At 44.3% G+C, this 17,773-nt stretch carries 18 protein-coding genes; 11 read left to right on the top strand and 7 right to left on the bottom strand.

Going from position 1 to position 17,773, the window contains the following annotated elements; all coding sequences use genetic code 11:
• The first annotated feature begins 40 nt into the window (after positions 1–40).
• The 6 genes from C6G87_RS06095 to C6G87_RS06075 are packed head-to-tail and all read left to right on the top strand — an operon-like array spanning position 41 to position 4,157.
• On the top strand, positions 41–454 hold the full coding sequence (locus tag C6G87_RS06095) for a hypothetical protein (RefSeq protein WP_104752634.1): 414 nt from the start codon (positions 41–43) through the stop codon (positions 452–454).
• 2 nt (positions 455–456) lie between these two features.
• On the top strand, positions 457–741 hold the full coding sequence (locus tag C6G87_RS06090; RefSeq protein WP_104752633.1) for a YkgJ family cysteine cluster protein: 285 nt from the start codon (positions 457–459) through the stop codon (positions 739–741).
• Between the two features lie 10 nt (positions 742–751).
• A complete protein-coding gene (locus C6G87_RS06085; protein WP_233709041.1) occupies positions 752–1,567 on the top strand; it encodes a hypothetical protein in 816 nt (271 codons plus the stop codon).
• Positions 1,557–1,775 carry a hypothetical protein gene (locus C6G87_RS08850; protein WP_233709040.1) on the top strand — a complete coding sequence of 73 codons (219 nt, stop codon included), beginning with the start codon at positions 1,557–1,559 and terminating at the stop codon, positions 1,773–1,775. Before C6G87_RS06085 ends, C6G87_RS08850 begins: the two co-directional genes overlap by 11 nt.
• 11 nt (positions 1,776–1,786) lie before the next feature.
• Positions 1,787–2,545, top strand: coding sequence for a hypothetical protein (locus C6G87_RS06080; RefSeq protein WP_104752632.1), 759 nt, complete (start codon positions 1,787–1,789; stop codon positions 2,543–2,545).
• Complete coding sequence (locus C6G87_RS06075; protein WP_104752631.1) at positions 2,535–4,157, top strand: phage tail family protein; 1,623 nt, start codon at positions 2,535–2,537, stop codon at positions 4,155–4,157. The genes C6G87_RS06080 and C6G87_RS06075 overlap by 11 nt, the downstream gene beginning before the upstream one ends.
• A gap of 65 nt (positions 4,158–4,222) precedes the next feature.
• Here C6G87_RS06075 and C6G87_RS06070 read toward each other — a convergent pair whose 3' ends face one another.
• Complete coding sequence (locus tag C6G87_RS06070) at positions 4,223–4,498, bottom strand: competence protein ComB (protein ID WP_104752630.1); 276 nt, start codon at positions 4,496–4,498, stop codon at positions 4,223–4,225.
• The gene (locus tag C6G87_RS06065) at positions 4,498–4,752 is read right to left on the bottom strand and encodes a TrbC/VirB2 family protein (RefSeq protein ID WP_104752640.1); all 255 of its coding nucleotides are present in this window, start codon (positions 4,750–4,752) and stop codon (positions 4,498–4,500) included. The genes C6G87_RS06070 and C6G87_RS06065 overlap by 1 nt, the downstream gene beginning before the upstream one ends.
• A 465-nt stretch (positions 4,753–5,217) precedes the next feature.
• Between C6G87_RS06065 and C6G87_RS06060 the strand changes: the two genes are divergently transcribed.
• On the top strand, positions 5,218–5,922 hold the full coding sequence (locus tag C6G87_RS06060; protein ID WP_104752629.1) for a DUF2470 domain-containing protein: 705 nt from the start codon (positions 5,218–5,220) through the stop codon (positions 5,920–5,922).
• A 273-nt stretch (positions 5,923–6,195) separates the two neighbouring features.
• Positions 6,196–7,485, top strand: coding sequence for a tetratricopeptide repeat protein (locus C6G87_RS06055; protein ID WP_158653112.1), 1,290 nt, complete (start codon positions 6,196–6,198; stop codon positions 7,483–7,485).
• A gap of 74 nt (positions 7,486–7,559) precedes the next feature.
• Here C6G87_RS06055 and C6G87_RS06050 read toward each other — a convergent pair whose 3' ends face one another.
• The 5 genes from C6G87_RS06050 to eno all read right to left on the bottom strand — a co-directional run bounded on the left by C6G87_RS06050 (position 7,560) and on the right by eno (position 13,377).
• Complete coding sequence (locus C6G87_RS06050; protein WP_104752639.1) at positions 7,560–8,714, bottom strand: epoxyqueuosine reductase QueH; 1,155 nt, start codon at positions 8,712–8,714, stop codon at positions 7,560–7,562.
• A gap of 188 nt (positions 8,715–8,902) precedes the next feature.
• Positions 8,903–10,102, bottom strand: coding sequence for an acetate/propionate family kinase (locus tag C6G87_RS06045; protein WP_104752627.1), 1,200 nt, complete (start codon positions 10,100–10,102; stop codon positions 8,903–8,905).
• A gap of 4 nt (positions 10,103–10,106) precedes the next feature.
• Positions 10,107–11,594, bottom strand: a complete 1,488-nt coding sequence (pta, locus tag C6G87_RS06040) for a phosphate acetyltransferase (protein ID WP_104752626.1) — start codon at positions 11,592–11,594, stop codon at positions 10,107–10,109.
• A gap of 29 nt (positions 11,595–11,623) precedes the next feature.
• The gene (locus C6G87_RS06035) at positions 11,624–12,112 is read right to left on the bottom strand and encodes a shikimate kinase (protein ID WP_104752625.1); all 489 of its coding nucleotides are present in this window, start codon (positions 12,110–12,112) and stop codon (positions 11,624–11,626) included.
• Positions 12,109–13,377: a phosphopyruvate hydratase gene (gene eno / locus C6G87_RS06030; RefSeq protein WP_104752624.1), complete on the bottom strand. Its 1,269-nt coding sequence runs from the start codon at positions 13,375–13,377 to the stop codon at positions 12,109–12,111. Before eno ends, C6G87_RS06035 begins: the two co-directional genes overlap by 4 nt.
• Positions 13,378–13,748: 371 nt before the next feature.
• Between eno and C6G87_RS06025 the strand changes: the two genes are divergently transcribed.
• From C6G87_RS06025 to C6G87_RS06015, 3 genes are all read left to right on the top strand, one after another.
• Positions 13,749–15,071 carry an outer membrane family protein gene (locus tag C6G87_RS06025; RefSeq protein WP_233709039.1) on the top strand — a complete coding sequence of 441 codons (1,323 nt, stop codon included), beginning with the start codon at positions 13,749–13,751 and terminating at the stop codon, positions 15,069–15,071.
• Between the two features lie 84 nt (positions 15,072–15,155).
• Positions 15,156–16,475, top strand: coding sequence for a methyl-accepting chemotaxis protein (locus C6G87_RS09145; protein ID WP_104752623.1), 1,320 nt, complete (start codon positions 15,156–15,158; stop codon positions 16,473–16,475).
• Positions 16,476–17,624: an aminotransferase class I/II-fold pyridoxal phosphate-dependent enzyme gene (locus C6G87_RS06015; protein ID WP_104752622.1), complete on the top strand. Its 1,149-nt coding sequence runs from the start codon at positions 16,476–16,478 to the stop codon at positions 17,622–17,624.
• Positions 17,625–17,773 lie beyond the last annotated feature (149 nt).

Raw genomic sequence — 17,773 nt, 5'->3', positions numbered from 1 at the left:
ATAGTGTATAATGCGCCAACTTTAAAAACAAGGAGTTGGCGTGTTTTTAGGCGCGTTAGAGCTAGAGGAGAAAAAGGCGTTTTTACAGATCGCCCATCATTTTGCATGGAGTAATCATGATTTTTCAGACGCACAAAAGGAAGTGATTTCAACCTATTGCCTAGAAATGCAGGTAGAGGACATCGCTTATGATGCAGATAAATTTGACCTGCAAACTACTTTAAAGATCTTCAAACAAAAAGAACACCAAAAGATTATTTTATTAGAGACGATGGCTTTAGCGATGGCTGACCGCCTCACGCATTTAGAAGCCCTGCATGAAGGAGAAAAAGCAGTTTTAGACACGATGATTAAAACCTTTGGGCTAGAACCCAATTTGGCTACTATTTACGCCGATTGGACTAAGGCTATGCTCGTGCTCACCGATCAAGGCAAGAATTTAATCCGGCTATAAACATGGGCTTTCCTTGCACCATTTGCGGGGCGTGTTGCCGCAATATCAGCGGGGTTAAAGAGTTAGCTCCCTTTGATTTGGGCAATGGGGTATGCCGTCATTTAGACACTACCACCCAAAAGTGCTTGATCTATGACACCCGCCCCCAAATTTGCAGGGTAGATACCATGTATGAAAAAGTGTTTTACCAACACTACAGCCTAGAGGAGTTTTACACCCTTAATCTCAAGACTTGTCAAATCTTGCAGGAAAAAGAGGGTGTGGAAGAAGTGTTGAAAATTGAATAAGGAGAAAGAGATGCCTTTGCCATTTATTCTTTGGGGTGCAGCAGCCTTAGCTGCAGGATATGGAATCAAAAAGGGTATGGATGCCCATGATGATATGCAGGAAATTAAAAAATTGCATGAAGAAGCCAAGAGCAAACACGACAAAGCAAAACACAATCTAGGCAACATGCAAAATCAGGCTAGAAACACTTTTGAATCTCTGGGGGAACTGCAGTATGCCATCACTCTGACTAGCGTTGAAAAATATAAGGAGATTATTGACAGGCTTCAGGTTGCCCACGATCAAGGGTGGTTACAAGTTTTTGGTCAAGAGAGCATGGATCATCTTAAGAGGGTTGAAACCTCTATTGTAGATTTAGAAACAGCCATTGGGGGAGCGTTAGCGGGAGTTGGAGCTGGGGCAATGGCGGGCTTTGGAGCTTGGGGAGCGATTGGCTTGCTAGGAAGTGCCTCTACAGGGACAGCGATTAGTGCTTTGAGCGGAGCAGCAGCCACAAACGCCACGCTTGCATGGCTTGGAGGGGGGAGTTTAGCCTCTGGAGGATTTGGTATAGCGGGGGGCACTATAGCTTTTGGCGGGCTGATTGCTGCACCTGTGATTGCAGTAACCGCCTCTGTTTTTGCAGCTAAGGTGGCTGAAAAAAAAGAAGAGGCAAAGGCTTATAGCGAGAGTGTCTTAGCCGTGTGTGAGACAATGAAAGCTATGGGACTGACATGGAAACACATTAAGTATAAATCTATAGAGAAATGCCGTACTTTGGTGAAGCTAGACACGCATTTTGAAAGAAAAGTCACTAGAGCTTGTAGAGGGATATATGGAGGCTAAGGGATTACAAGCTAGCGCATGGAGCTCTCAAGAGCAATTAGAGCTCAAAACCTTGATGCAGCAGGCAGAAACTCTTGTAACAACAATCAATGCACCCATTATGGTCAAGGAAGAGCCTTTAGTGCAAGAACTTATGGCGCACCAAAAAAAATGCCAAGAACTGCTAAAGAAAATCGAAGAAAAATGGGGCGAAAACTCATCCCAATAAAGGAGTAAAAGATGTTTCTTGACAACGAACAAAAAAGCATTGTAAAAGCTATTGAGGAATTTAAAGAATTTAAAGAATTTAAACAGCAAGTGGTAGCGGGCAGTTTAACGCGTTATTGCCAGCTGCAACGCCGTCTTCTAGAACCTAAAAAGTTTTTGCAAGAAAAGTTACAAGGGTGGGATGAGACAGGTATTTATTTGGGTGTGGACGGGTGGAATGATGCAGACACCGCAGTAGCTTTAGCCATTCTTGTCCCCCAAGAGGTTGTTGAGCAGCAAAAGGCAGGGGCTGTCATTAAAGCGGTCTCGGAGGGTAAATTGGAGTTAATGGAGGTGGCAGAAACAGCCCCTGAAATTTCTAACAAGTTGAACCAAGCTTCGATGATGTGTTTGCAGTTTATGGTGGAGCTTGCCACTAGAAAGAAGCGGTTAGAAGAGGCTAACCAAGCCCTGGAGGATTTATTAGACAAGGCGGATACAATGGATATGCAAGATGCACGCCAAGAAGCCTTAGATACGCCCAAAAAAGTGCAACTTGTGGAGGACATGAAAAAACAGACACAACAACTTTTAAAACTTCTAAAAGAGCCCATTGTGGCTAAGAACGATCCCCTACTCAAGAAGTTTAAAATGCAACCCGCCTACATTAAAAAGATGATGATGCAAAAAATTTATAGCGACAATGACAAAAGGATCAATTTCTTTTTGGCACTGCGGCAACAATTTTGCCCACCCCCTAAGCAACCCGGTAAGGAAGCACATGACAACTAAAGCTTTTTACGAGGAAGTGATCGAGGAGATCGGCACACAGACCCTAGCCCGTTTGGGGCTCAATATCTTTAGTTTCAACACTTACGGGGCTTATGGGGCGAGTGTGGCGATGAGTGCGGACAGCTTTAGGGCGTATGAGCGACATAAAAACAACCCCCAATACTTTGGGCAGACTTTTGAGGAACTCGACACGGGACAACGCAATATCCAAGACGCGCTTTCCAACACAGGGCATAAGACCTACACCACCGACACCTTAGCCGACATTAAAAAAGTGCAAGGCATTTTAGCTAGCCATAAAAAGCTAGAGAATTTGAGTCCCAAAGACCAGGCAAAAGTGGAGCACATTCTAGCTTATTATGGTGATGAGGTGCAACACATGGATTTTAGCAAACTTGACGATCTAGCCCGCACCAACCACAACACCACAGACACGCTCACCCCAGACAAAAAGGGCAATGTCATCAACACCGCCCAACTCAAGGTGATTAAAGACACAAAGGGGCTATTAAAGGATCGCTACCTAGAGAGCGGGGTGGATTTGCGCATGCCCTATGAGGACTACAAACACCATAAAGAAAACCTAGAAAAAATGGTCGCAAATGGTGGAGCGCAAGCACAAAAAGCCCAACAAGCCCTAGACAAACTCAATGCCAACAACACAACCAATCGCTGGATGTGTGAAAACCCTAGAGTTAGCGCGTTGATGACCCAAAGCGTGGCGGCTAGCGGGCACATCGCCCAAGCGGGTTTGAGCGATGCGATTGTTTTTAGTCTCTCTACTCTAGCTAATGGGATTGTGTGGGAAATCAAGGACGCGTATGCCAAGCACCCCATAGATACGGATATCAGCATTCTGGAGCGGATCAAACGGCTTTTAAGCAAAACCCTAGAGGCTTTTAAGTCGGCATTTGCGCGCAGGGCAGGATTTGGAGCGATCGATGTGGTGGTGGGCATTGTGGGGCAAATCTTTAAAAGCATTGCCGGGTCTTTGCGCCAACTTTGGCATGCCCTTAGAAATGTGGCTAAATCTATCTACAATGGCATTTTCTCTTACATCAAGGGAGAGATCAAAAGTTTTAGAGATTTACTCAAAACCATTTTAAAATCTCTTTTTGGTGCGGCGTGGGTGGTTGGTGTTGTGGGGTTAGAAAGGAGCTTAGAGGCTAAGTTAGCCGTGATTGCGCCCCCTCTTGCTCCCTTTGTCGCGCCTATTTTAGCCATTGTGGCCGGAGCCTTTGCGGTGGTGGTGAGTCATAGAAGCATTGATATGGCGCTAGATTCTCTTTTTGGGGCGTTTGCTGCTAGGGATCGTGCCAAGCTCAGAGCCGAAGAGATCACCCAATTAGTAGAGACACACTTGCCCGCATTGGTAGCCAAAAGAGAAGAGTTAGAAGCCTTGATCGCCTCCACCCATCAAGAGCGTTTGATGGCATTAGATGCGTGTTTTAAGGATTATCAAAGTGCCTACGCGCATTGTGATGAGGGTAAAATTTATGAGGCTCTAAATGGTATTTGCCAACTCTATGGGGGCGAACTCTCCATTAAAACGATACAGGATGTCCAAAACATTTTAGAAAACCCCGACCGCACTGGCAAATTGCGCTGGTAAGACCTTAAAATATCCTTGTGGCGTAGTGTTTGATAGAGTTTAGCTGTAGAAACTATATCGAAGAATCACGCGTAAAATGCATCGCTGGGTGTTTTGATTTTAGAGCGCGTAATCAAAATATCCGCAATATCTTCATCAAAAAACTCTAAAATGCTAAAGAACAATAAAAATCCTCCATATAACAGTACAGCGTAAAGAATACCTAGCCATGGCAGGAATATAAAAGGAATAAAAATAGCTAGAATCCAAGATTTAGCGTTTAACCACAGAAATTTATCTTTAGTAGAAATCTCTTTCAAATTGGGCACGGAGATCACGAGGACAGGATAACTAGCACTCATTAAAATAACTCCATAAACCATGAAGCTAAAGCGGGGGCTTTGAAAAAGAGCATAATCCCTAAGACTACACTTAAGAGAGTGAAGAAAATTTCGCGCCAACGATCCAAGTTACGCCACACATAAAAGGCAATTCCAATGAAGATTAACATCAGAATGCCCTTAGCCGTGTTGCTTTTTAATTGTGCTTCAATGGCGTTAAAAAAGCTCTCAGCCCCTTGCGCAAGCAGAACACAAGCTCCCAAACCCCAAAGCATCCAAAAACGCAAAACACACCACCTTAGAAAATGATGCCTTAGCTTAGCGTATTTTGGATTAAGGGGCAAATATAAAAACTTTCCACGTATCCTATGCAGGATCAGGGGTGAAGGTCCGCTCAAAAATCATCTTAAGGAGTGCATGCCATTTGGACGGCATGTATATGCATACGCAAGGCGTTAATATTTTTTGTCCTAACCTACATGGAATCATATCTCAATTATGTCTAAACCTCTTGCTTAAAAAAAGACATCATAAATAATCAAGTTGATATCTTAACTTTTCAAAGTAATTATAATTAAGTTATCTATCAATAAATTTATATACTAATTAAATTATCAATAAAGTTATTATTAATACTATCAACTAATTTATATGCAATATTATTAATTAAGTTATTATTAAGCTTCATATCACTAAACTTCCCAAGTCTTAGGACGAAAAACAAGCAAAAAGGAGCCTTTATGGATAAACAGCACGCGTTAGATGTCTTGAACACTAAGCAGTTAGACAATGTAGTAAAGTTGCTAGAAAAGTACGCGCAAGTTCAAGGTGTAAGCAATGTACGAGTTAAAGATCTTAATCTGAGTGAAATGAAAATTGTCTACACCAAAGAGGGTAAGGAAGAAGTCTTTAAATTAGTATTCCCTCATAAGCTTGAAAATTTTGAAGGGATCCGCGATGCCCTCGTTGCTCTTTTAGGCGCCGACGCTCCCGCTTCCTCAGAGGATTCTTGCCATCATGCCACACAGCATGATTATGGAACACATCAAGGACATCAAGGACATCAAGGACATCAAGGACATCAAGGACATCAAGGACATCAAGGACATCAAGGACATTTTGGACATTTTGGACATCAAGCGGGCGGCTTTCAAGGTCAACCCCCCTTTGGTGCGCATGGACATGCATGCTGTGGCCCACAATCCCATGGCTTTAACCACGGCGCTTATGGAATGCCCTTTGGTTTCCACCCTTTCCCTCACTTTTGCGGCATGTTTGTGCTAGGTTTTATGCCTTTTTATGGACATGGTTTTGCCCATCAAGCACATTTTAATCCCCATGGTCATTTTGGACCCCATGCCCACCATTTCCCACATGGCTTTGCAAGCGCGCCCCACGCTCAAGGTCCCCAAGCGTATGGCGATCGAGATTTTAACTGCCATTAGTTGCCAATGTCTGCCTGCTTATCTCAATCTTGGGGTGGGCAGTCCTGTTTAGTCTTTCTGTCAAGCTCCCAAGCCTTAGCTGTGGGGCATATCAAAAATAAGCGCAACGCTTACACCACCATAAACTGCCAAGATTCTAATAGGCATTATATAAAATAGCCACAAAGTCCGAAACTACAAGCTATCACGAAGTGCATAGAAAGTCAAGGGTAGGTATACTACCTGCTAACAACAGAGAAGATTTTATAAAAAATGATCAATAAAAGAGCGTTCATGAAAGGCTTCTTTGCCATATTATTCATGATAGGCGCACTGGGTGCTCAGGCAACACTTTTAGAGCAGGCAGAGGCAGCTTACAAGAGGAAGGGCTACCTCACAGCTTTTAAACTTTACAAACAGGGGGCGCAAAGAGGAGAGGCGCAGGCGATCTATCATTTGGGATTGATGTATCGCTATGGGCAGTGGGTGGATTTGGACTACAAAAAAGCGATTAAATACTTTGAAAAGGCGGGGAAAATGGGGGTGGTAGATGCTTACCTTGAGCTAGCACACATGGCAGAAGATACGAAAGGGGGGCTTTCTTGTAAAAAACCACTCATCTATTACCAAAAAGCCCTAGACTTAGATCAAAATAGGGCAGATATTTATGCGGACTTTGGGAGATTTTATGTGTTCGCTCCCTTTGATTTTCTTTGCTTTGGTGTAGAATTAAGCAAGGCACAAGAAAATCAATACCACCAAAAGGGAGTGTCATATCTTGAAAAGGCGGGGGAAATGGGCGATTTTAATGCCTACACAACACTAGGCTACAAATATCTTTATGGCGCGCCGGGCTTTACACGCAGTCATAAAATAGCCAAACAATACTATCTCAAAGCAGTGGCGGTGCTAGAAAAAGCGGGGACAAAGGGGGATAGCCAAGCCTACAATGAACTGGGGTTGCTTTATCAAGACTATGATGGTTCTCTTAGCACGGAGACTATCCTAGAAAATGGGCATAAGGCGGTGGCGTATTTTCAAAAGGCGGTGGCAATGGGGAATGCGCATGCTTATGTCCATATGGGAGAGTATTACGAAAATGGGGGTTTTAGCCAAGCAGTGCAAGTAGATAAGAACAAGGCTATGGAGTATTATAAAAAGGCAGGGGAGTTGGGGGATGCACAGGGATATGCACATTTGGCGAATTTGTATCAAACCATGGCACCAGAAAATTCTGTGGAGGCACTAAAGAAGGTTATGGAGTATTTGAAAGCAGCGGGGGATTTGGGAGATGACTCTAGCTACAACCAACTGGGCGACATCTATTATTATGGCGGTTTGGAAAGGAATGAAAATGACCCTAGTGCTGCCCATATCCCACGCGATTACAAAAAGGCAGCGCATTACTACAAAAAATGCGCGGACATGGGGAATGGCTATTGTTATGTATCTTTATCAGACATGTATGAAAAGGGCTTAGGGGTGCCAAAAGATCGTAAAAAAGCACGGGCATACGCTCATCATGGGAGTGCCATTATATGTGATATAGGGGAAGAAAGTGCTTGTGAGGGAGATGGGGAATAGTTGCTTTACAGATTATCTAATCGCTTTTTCTGTCTATAAACTTCAAGCTAAAAAAGAAGCCAGCTAAAGCACACTTAGGTATTAGCGAGCATGTAAAAGGATTTGTGCTCAAAAAATTCTGCCACAACCTCTACATGAATAGGTGCATGTGAGGCTTTGAAAAGCGCTAAGCTCTGCACCACGATTAGAGGCTGAATACTCTCGATGCCCACCAGTTTCTCACGAATATAGAGCTCTTGGGCATAACTCAGTCGTAGCGTTTCTAGAGATGTGGGAGGGATATTAAGCAGGGTTGCTACACCTTGCACATCTAAAAAAAGTGTATCGTCTTTCACAGATATACCCACATCCAAGCAAGTGGACTCCAAAGTAAGATGGTGTTGCTGAGATAAGAGAGATTCTGTGAGGGTGGGGGGTAGCTTGATGCTATGAATCTCCAAATCTTTAATATTTATCTTTTTGCTTTGGGAGCGGTTCAAGACCAAACTAGGCAACACGCTTGTGCCTACACATACAAACGCGCGCATGAGCAGATAACTTTGAGATTGGCGCTGCAAAAGATGGTAATCCTGTCCATTTGCCTCTAGGATGTCGCGCTCTTTGAAAAGTTTTAAGCGTTGCGCAATGCTTGCTGGATGCACTTGGCGATTAAGAGGGCTCATAAGTTCAATGCAGACTTTGTTTTGCGTCTCCCTTTGGGCATTTAAAGCGAACTTACATCCGCAGTAATTTTGGCGGTAGAGTTTGTCGCGTTTGGCAAGGGCATTTTGTCGCTCTACCCCCCCTTTAGCCCGCACATTGTGATAGAGGAATGTAAGATTATAACGCGCTCCAATAGCTTCACCTTGAGCTTTAAGAATGGCTTGCTCTTTCATGGGACTAGAAAGTAAAGTGGTGCTAAAATGCGTAATGCCTAACATGAGTGCCATTTTTGCACTTGTTTCTAAACGCACATCAAAACAGATATTGCACCTAGCCCCTTTTTCTTTCTCTTGCTCTAGCCCCTTGATGGCTTCTAACCACTCTTCAAGCGTGTAATCTCCCTCTACAAGATCAATATTTAACATCTTGCACGAACGCTTGGTGTCTTGTAAACGCAAGAGATATTCTTCGTGCGGATGTATATTAGGATTGTAAAAAAAACCTGTTATTTTTGTTTGAGGATAGAGTTTACGCAACTCCTGCAAAAAATAATGACTATCTACAGCACAACAGATATGCACTAACATGCTAGGAATCATTTTTAAACACCATGTAAAGGTAATAGCCCACTCCCCCTATCAACACCCCTATTAAAAACACGAGTAACAAAATATCGAGTAAGCCCATCAATACCCTTTTATTTGCCACCATAACCAAAAGATTAGAACACCCACCCCTCATTTTTGCAATCTAGCTCCCACAAGACTTTTGAAGACTAGCACGCTTGAATAATCTTGGCACTTTGATTTGCAATCGCCCATTCTTCATTGGTGGGCACGCGCAAAATCTGCACAGCCGTATTAGACTGGCTTAAATTTACCACGCCTTTAGGAGGGTTGCTATTGGTGTCTAGATCGAGAATCATGCCAAAATTCTCCAAATTGGCACAAACGGCCTTGCGCAATCGTGCACAATTCTCACCCACACCCCCGGTAAAAATCAACGCATCAATGCGCCCCAAGGTGAGTAAGTAAGACCCCACATATTTACGGATACGATAGGCATACATGTCAAAAGCCAATTGCGCTTTTTCATCGCCCTTCTCAATCAAGGCTTCCACGCTACGCATGTCGCTTTTGCCACACAACCCTTTTAAGCCACTTTCTTTATTGAGAACATCATTGACCTCTTCTAAACTCTCACGCTGGATTTGCATGATATAGCCCAACAAAGCAGGATCTAAATCGCCTGAGCGGGTGCCCATAATCAAGCCCTCTAAGGGGGTGAGTCCCATGGAAGTGTCTACACTCTTACCTTTTTCAATGGCACACACACTCGCTCCATTGCCCAAGTGTAGAGAGATGGCATTAAATTGCTCATAAGGAATACCCAAGAAATTAGCCGCCTCCATCGCTACAAAATGGTGTGAAGTGCCATGAAAGCCATAACGGCGCAATTTGTAGGTTTCATAGAGATCGTAAGGTAGGGCATACATGAACGCATGTGCAGGAATACTTTGGTGAAAAGCGGTGTCAAAAACAGCAACTTGGGGCACATGAGGGGCTTTTTGTTTGAGAGTCTTAATACCCATTAAGTGGGCGGGGTTATGGAGAGGAGCTAAAAAGGCGAGTTTTTCAATGTGAGCGATCACCTCATCAGTGATGAGAGTGGGCTTAATAAACAGATCCCCTCCATGCACAACACGATGCCCTACACCATCTACATGTCCTAAACTCTCCAAAATGCCCAAATCACGCAGAGCATACTCGATATGCTGTAGCCCTTCTTCGTAAGTGGAGATGCGCATGCATTCTTGACTGATCTTAGCACACCCTTCATGAGAATAGATTTGGATTTGGGAACAATCCCCACCAATTTGTTCCACAAGCCCTTTAGCAAGCACGCTTTGTCTCTCAATGTGAAATAACTGAAACTTGATGGAAGAACTACCTAGATTTAAAACCAAAATATGCATGTTCTCACCCTTGTGCTTGGATAGCAGTTATTATAATGGTGTTAATCACATCCTCTACCAAACAGCCTCGACTTAGATCATTGACAGGCTTTTTAAGTCCTTGTAACACGGGTCCAATGGCTAGAGTCTTAGCAGTCCTTTGCACGGCTTTATAGGCAATGTTGCCCGCATCTAGATCAGGGAAGATAAAGACATTCGCCTGCCCAGCTACACTACTTCCGGGCATTTTTTTAGCCCCGGTTTTAGGATCAATGGCTGCATCAAATTGTAAAGGTCCATCGATGAGTAAATTTTCATCTAAGCTTCGCGCGATTTCCAAGGCTTGGTGCACCTTATCGACATCCACACCCTTACCAGATGTGCCGGTAGAATAAGAGAGCATCGCAACTCTAGGTTCAATGCCAAAACTTCTAGCTGTGCGCGCCGAGCTAAGGGCAATGTGGGCGAGCTCTTCACTGGTAGGATTAGGGTTAATGGCACAATCAGCAAAAACCAAAACACGGGTGTCTAAGCACATGAAAAAAACACTAGAAACCAAATTCACACCCGGGTGCAATTTAATAGTCTGTAAAGCAGGGCGCACAGTATCAGCTGTGGTGTGGGTTGCACCCGAAACCATTCCATCAGCATGCCCACTATAGACTAACATGGTCCCAAAATAAGTTGGAGTTTTTACCAGCTCTTGAGCTTGCTGTAAACTAAGGCCCTTGCTTTGGCGTAACGCATAAAGAGTATTAGCAAAGGCGTCAAGATGTTCAGAAGTGTTAGGGTTAATTAAAGTGCATCCTTGCAAATCTAAACCTAATTTTTGTGCGTCTTGATGGATTTTATCTGCTTCGCCTAGCAAGATGAGTTTAGCGGCCTGGTTTTGTAAAATTGTATGGGCGGCTTGCAAGATTCTAGGGTCTTGACTCTCGGGCAAAACGATTGTTTTGAGTGCACCTTTAGCGCGTTTAAGCAAACCCGTTTGGAAACGTACTGGGCTCACGCATGCACTCTTAGTTTGTTGTAAAACCTGGAAGACTGGGCTCAGATCTTGGGGGAGAGTATCTATATCCAACACGATGTGATCAGGCTTTTGCTGGGCATAACCATGCGCAAAGCTTAAAGGGTTAGCTAGGTTGGCATGTGCTAGACTAGAGCAGGCGAGCGCACACGCACTCGCTCCACCCTGTACGCCATTAACCACAAGCAAATTCAAATGCTGAGCAAGCTTGATAGCTATGTTAGGTTCTAGGGCTTGCAAGGTTTCTAATGCGCTGGCACGCAACAAAAGATAATCCTGTTTTGGTCGTAACGCCTCATAGGTGTCTAGCCACCTCCCCCATGCGCTTTGTGCGTATTGGGTAACGATTTCTGAGTCCACCAGCCCAAAAGTCGCCTCCATTACTTTAAAACTCTTGTGCTGTGCGTTTAACATACCACTTAGACAAGCCACGATCTTATCTTCCAATGCGACACATGGCGCGACAACCAAGATCCCACAACCCATAGCAATCCTTTCTTAATAAGATGCCGTTATTATAACTCAACTTGTCGTAAGAGTGCTAAAATCTCTGCGACCACTTGAGGAGGGGTTTGGTTAGCGCTAAAAGTGTGTTGCGCAAGGTGTGCGTAAATAGGAGTGCGTTCTGTGTAAAGCTGATAAAGCGTTGTTTTATCCTTAAAAAGTGGACGGGGAGTGCCATCCTGCAAAAGACGCATGTATAGCACTTCAAAATCGACACATAGATAGCATACTAATCCCTCTCCTAGCTTGTTATAGATGGGCATGCCACCTCCAGTAGCTATCACACATGAGGATTTAGCACGAAGGCGTGCGATGAGCTGGGCTTCTAGAGTTCTAAAATGAGGAGCTCCGTAGCGCGCAAAGATCTTTTCCACGCTCAGTCCACACTCTTGACTAATGATGAGATCGGTATCTATAAAGGAGTAGCCTAATTTGGAGGCAAGCAAACCCCCAATAGTGCTTTTTCCACTTCCCATAAATCCAATAAGCCATAATTTCATTTAAAAAGTTTAGCCCCCAAATATTCCCCTTGAATTTCTTGGTTGATCTCAAGTAGGCGGTTGTATTTTGCGGTGCGTTCCCCTCTAGCTGGTGCGCCTGTTTTAATTTGGGCGGTGTTAAGCGCCACGCTGAAATCGGCAATAAAGCTATCTTCACTCTCTGCACTACGATGACTCATGATGCAAGCATAGCCTGCGCGTTGTGCATGCTGAATTGTTTCTAGGGTTTGGGAAAGTGTGCCAATCTGGTTGGGCTTGATAAGGATCGCATTGGCTAGCTTGCGCGCAATACCCTCTTCTAAAAGAGCTTTGTTTGTTACAAACAGATCATCACCCACAAGTTGAACTTTATGCCCTAAAGTGCTAGTTAGTTGCGCCCATCCCTCATAATCCTCTTCAGATAAGGCATCTTCAATCGACACAATGGGGTATTGACGGCACAGCACGCTGTAATGTTCAATAAGCTCTTCAGTTTCTAGTTCTTTATCTTCACTGCTCAAAGTGTAGCGCCCCTCTTTGTTTAAAAGCTCACTGCTAGCGATATCTAAAGCCAAGGCAATTTGTTCTCCAACCTTATAGCCCGCTTTTTCAATGGCTTTAAGCAACCACTCTAAAGGCTCTGTATTGTTTTTGAAATTAGGTGCAAATCCCCCCTCATCGCCCACGCTCACACTATGCCCCTCTTGACTTAACATCGCCTTAAGATGGTGATAAACCTCTACTCCTGCGCGCAGGGCTTCAGCAAAATCGTCAAACCCTAGGGGCATGACCATATACTCTTGAAAATCAAGGGAATTATTGGCATGAGCACCCCCATTGATCACATTAAGCATGGGTGCAGGTAACACGCGTGCATTGAGTCCGCCCAAATAACGATACAGGGGTAAATGTAGAGATTGCGCACTGGCACGCGCTAGAGCCATAGAAACCCCCAAAACAGCGTTTGCGCCTAAATACGCGTAATTAGGTGTGTTGTCTAGAGCTAACATATTTGCGTCTGCACCTGTCTGATCATAGGGATCTTTGCCCTGTAAGGCAGTGTTAATATGTTGATTGACAAAATTACACGCCTGTAAAACCCCCTTACCTAAAAATTTATGCGGATCGGCATCTCTAAGCTCTAAAGCTTCCCTTTTGCCCGTGCTCGCCCCACTAGGCACAATTGCCACGCCCACACTCCCATCACTTAATACCACTTTAGCTTTTAAGGTGGGGTTACCTCGACTATCCAAGACTTGGCTAGCACTGATATTTTGAATCTGCATGCATGCTCCTTTGCAAAACGGGCATGTTAGCAAAAGATTGTTAGAAAATATAGGTGTCCACAACTCAGCGTAAAATCCCTAGCCTTAGCGATGGGGAATATGTCAGTTAAGGGGACTTCATACAAAATATGTTATAACCCCCAAGTTGTGCGTGTGCTTAAAAGAACTTAGACGAAGTTAAGGGCATGGCATCTAAAAAATAAAGTGCCTTACAAAAACAAGCAACACCCTAAAGTTCCCAAGGTATGGGAGCTGTAGTAGGAGAATATGGTGAACCTAAGAAGAGATAGGGATTCTCAAGCCACAGGTAAAACACTTTGCAAAGGATAGCACATAGTGGTGCGGGGCTAACTTTTGTTTGGGGTGTGCTTTTGTGTTCGTCATTTCTTTCTTCTTTATGCGCCCTAGACTATAAAATTGGAGGTAGGGCAGGCTCGTTTTCACGCATCGGGTTTAATAATTCTGAAATTAACTCGGATAAAGGGATTTATCCCACAGGCAGTTATGTTACGGCCATCGGGGCATTGCAAATTGATGTCAACTTACTGCCTAAGTCTGTAAGCGCGCACAAACTCAGTGCAGGGATCGGCGGACAGGTTGGCGGATTAGCCTTTGATTCCACCCGAACCTTAACCGATCAAAGCGATCCTAGCGCCGGGTTTCAGCCGGCAAACTGGTATTATATGGGGCGTTGGGAGGGTTACTTGATGAATGCGCCTTGGCACACTTCACGCTATGGCGACGAAGTACACGCGCGTAATTATATCCTTTACAACGCTTATTTAGACTACACTTACAAAGACATTTTTGGAATCAAGTTAGGGCGTTATAAAAGTGATCGGGCATTGTTCTTACGCGGCTATAATCAGGGCTTTGAGGCTTTTGTGCACTGGAAAAATTTTAGGTTAGATTGGTTTAGCACCTATGGGCGTGGGTTGGCTAATATTCAATTTATCCGCGACTTTTATGCTCCCGTGCAGTATCATTTTGCCAATGGAACGCGTACCAATTATGGCATGCACGCTTTCAGCGCTACTTGGCAATCCAAACACTGGCAGATCACCCCTTTTATTTGGTTTTACCCTAAAAATTTTAACGCCCCGGGGTTGCATGTGAGTGCGCACTTTAGCCCGGGTAAGTGGAAAATTCAAACCCGTATTTACATGTGGTTTCCCCTTTATAGTGCGGCTCTAGCGCACACTTATTATCGCGGAAACCTCATAGGTAAAGACACAGCTAGTTTACTGGTGCGCCAACGCTTTGATGTAAAGCATGTGAATTTTGGTTGGGGAGTGTACAAGAATTTTGGTAACGCTAACGCCCAACTAGGTTGGAACGGCTCGCCCATCCCCTTTGACACTACAGACGATACCCCCTATGAAGACGCTTATACTAACCTTTATAACGCCAATTCTGTAACCCCCTTTGCCTTTATAGGAGCTAGCTACAAGAATTTAAGCTGTGCCTTGTTGGGTAAGCTTACCTACTCACCGCGCGCTGACTCGCGTAGCTTGGGCTTGACATGCACGTACAACATCACGAAACATATCCACGCCATGATTAGACTCAATGGCTATCAAGTTTTCATGCATCGTGGCTATAAGGTGGCTTATTTTGGTGCGTTTAACCCCGATTTCGCACCCACCACTCAAGATCGTTCTTATTTAATGACTTCACTCAGTTACGAATTATAAGAGTGGCTCTAAAATTAAGTTAAAGCGCCATATAATAAGCATATAATAAGCCTTAAACAAAATAAATGAGAAAAGGGACTCGGCATGTTTTTTTCTAAGGAGCGTAACAAGCAAGTAGACGACAAGGACGCACAGATTCGCTCTTTGCAAAAAAAACTGGATTGTTACCAGCAACTTGTGGAGTTATGCGCCCGCGAAGGGCTGATTGGCATCAAAGAAAATCAGATCGTCTTTAAAAGTGGAGCAATTGCAGAAATCAGTGGCTTAGAACAAAAAACGAGCGAACTAGCCCATGCTAGCCAAACCTTCCATTTCAATAACCATACTTACCACCTTAAAAGCAAGCGCATTGATGACACGCTTTATTACTCTTTAAGCGAGGATTTTGACGCACTGGCTGGGCTAGGCAAAAATAGCATTTTTAACCTCTATTACAATAGTATGAAAACAGGTATAGAGGGTATTCAGCAAACTTTACAAAGTATCCTGACCGATACAGATGCCTTGATCGAAGCGGCGGGTAATGGAAGTAAAAACTCTCAAGACTCACTCGGTCATGTATCTAAAACAAGCGATAAGATCGATACACTTTATGAAAAAATGCAAAATGCTATTGTCTTGGCTGACTCGCTCAACCAGCGCAGTAGCGAGATCACCCAAGTAATTTCTTTGATTGATGACATTGCCGAACAAACTAACCTCTTAGCTCTGAATGCTGCTATCGAAGCCGCACGCGCGGGCGAACATGGGCGGGGCTTCGCGGTGGTAGCCGATGAAGTGCGCAAGCTTGCCGAAAAAACCCAAAAAGCCACTAAAGAAATCGCCGTGGTTGTCAAGTCCATGCAACAAGAAGCGAGCGACATTCAAGGCAATACACATGAGACAAACACCATCGTTCAAAGCATTAAGAGTGATGTAGACAATGTGAAAAATATTTCTCACGCCAATAAGGTTGTCGCGGATGCAGCCCTTTTTTCTATTGAGAATGTGAATAACCGCGCTTTTTGCGGACTGGCTAAGATCGATCATGTGGTCTATAAGTGTAATCTCTATGGCTTGGTCTTTGGTGCGCCTAATAGCTTTAAGGTAATTAATGGTAGCGAATGCCGTTTGGGTAAATGGTATCATGAAGGTAGTGGCAAAGAACACTTCTCTAGCACTCCTAGTTATCGCGCTTTGGAGTCCTGTCATAACGGCGTGCATGACGAAGCTAATGCATTGGCTAGTCTGCTCAAGGACCCCGATAGAGCTACACCCAGCGCCATTGAGCAAGGTATCCGTGCTGTTGAACAGCATGCTAAGGGCGTGCGCGAAACTATTGATAAAATGTTTTATGAAAAACGCGATGAACTCAATCGAAAAATCGCCAACATGGCAGAGGGGCTCAACGCAGGGCATCACTAATTGGACACCTATTCATCTGAATTACGCGCGCTTAGGCGTGCCGGTTTATACCGCGAGCGCCATCTTTACCCCGCTCACCTGCACGATTTTGCTTCTAATGACTATTTGGGCTTGAGTACTCATGCCCTCCTTTTGGAGCATGCTTTTGAGAAAGTGCGCTCCCTAACTACCCATGCGCCTAAAGCTTCCATGTTGCTTAATGGCTATCATCCCTTGCACCGCGAGTTAGAGGAATTTTTGTGTGCACGCTTTGGCTATGAAGCCTGCTTGTTGGTGGGGAGTGGTTTTTTGGGCAATGTGGCTTTGATAGATGCGTTAGTGCGTAAAAATGACATACTCTTTATGGATGCACACTACCACGCTAGTGGGCAATTTCTAGCTAAAAAATTACCCAATGCGCACTTTTTTTCTCATAATAACACGCTAGATTTAGTCCAACAACTCAAAAATCAACGTGCACAGCACCCTAAAGGACGCATCTTTATTGCGATAGAGGGCGTGTATTCTATGGATGGGCAAGTTGCTCCCAAAGAGTTTTATACGATCGCTCAAGAATATGACGCTTACCTGATTTTAGACGAAGCTCATAGTTTGGGTGTATTAGGGCGGGACTTGGGGGGGTATTTAAGTTACTATCATCTCAAGCTTACGCCTCGTATTATCGTTTTGGGCACTTTGTCTAAAGCCTATGGCAGTTATGGGGCTTTTATTGGGGCAAGTCCGCAAGTGGTAGAGTTCTTGTGTAACCGCGCTAAGAGTGTAATTTATACCACTAGTCTATCCTTGCTGGATAGCGCATTGGCTCTAGTCCATTTAGAACACCTTTATGCCCATCTGTCTAATTATGTTTCTATACTAGAAAAGATGCGCGTATGTTGCGCACAGATTCTAGGCTTTAGCACCCCTAGCAATATTTTAACTTTGCCCTTTGAACGTGTTCAAAGCCTATTGAACATGCATACAAGTTTACTTGAAGCGGGTTTCTTATGCGCACCCATTCGCCCCCCTACCGTGCAAAAGCCCTTGTTGCGTATCTCTTTGAATGTGCAACCTAGCCACACTTTAGAAACCCTAGGCGCGTTGTGTACCCTTCTTGCTCGCCAGTCGTTCACTTGCTTGAGAAACGGACAGATTTTAGAAAACTCATAGTGCCTTGAGTGTGGGCGTGCCTCCATATGCACGCCTTCATTGCTTTGATTGCAGTTAGGACATCTGCCCGTAGCACGCCAAACCTTTTCTTGTGCCAACACAGAGGGCATACCAAAGCGCGATACACTTCTACCCTTCACATACCAATA

The organism is Helicobacter baculiformis (assembly GCF_900197685.1).
In the GTDB taxonomy this organism is placed as follows: domain Bacteria; phylum Campylobacterota; class Campylobacteria; order Campylobacterales; family Helicobacteraceae; genus Helicobacter; species Helicobacter baculiformis.
This window is presented reverse-complemented; position numbering and strand designations above follow the sequence as displayed.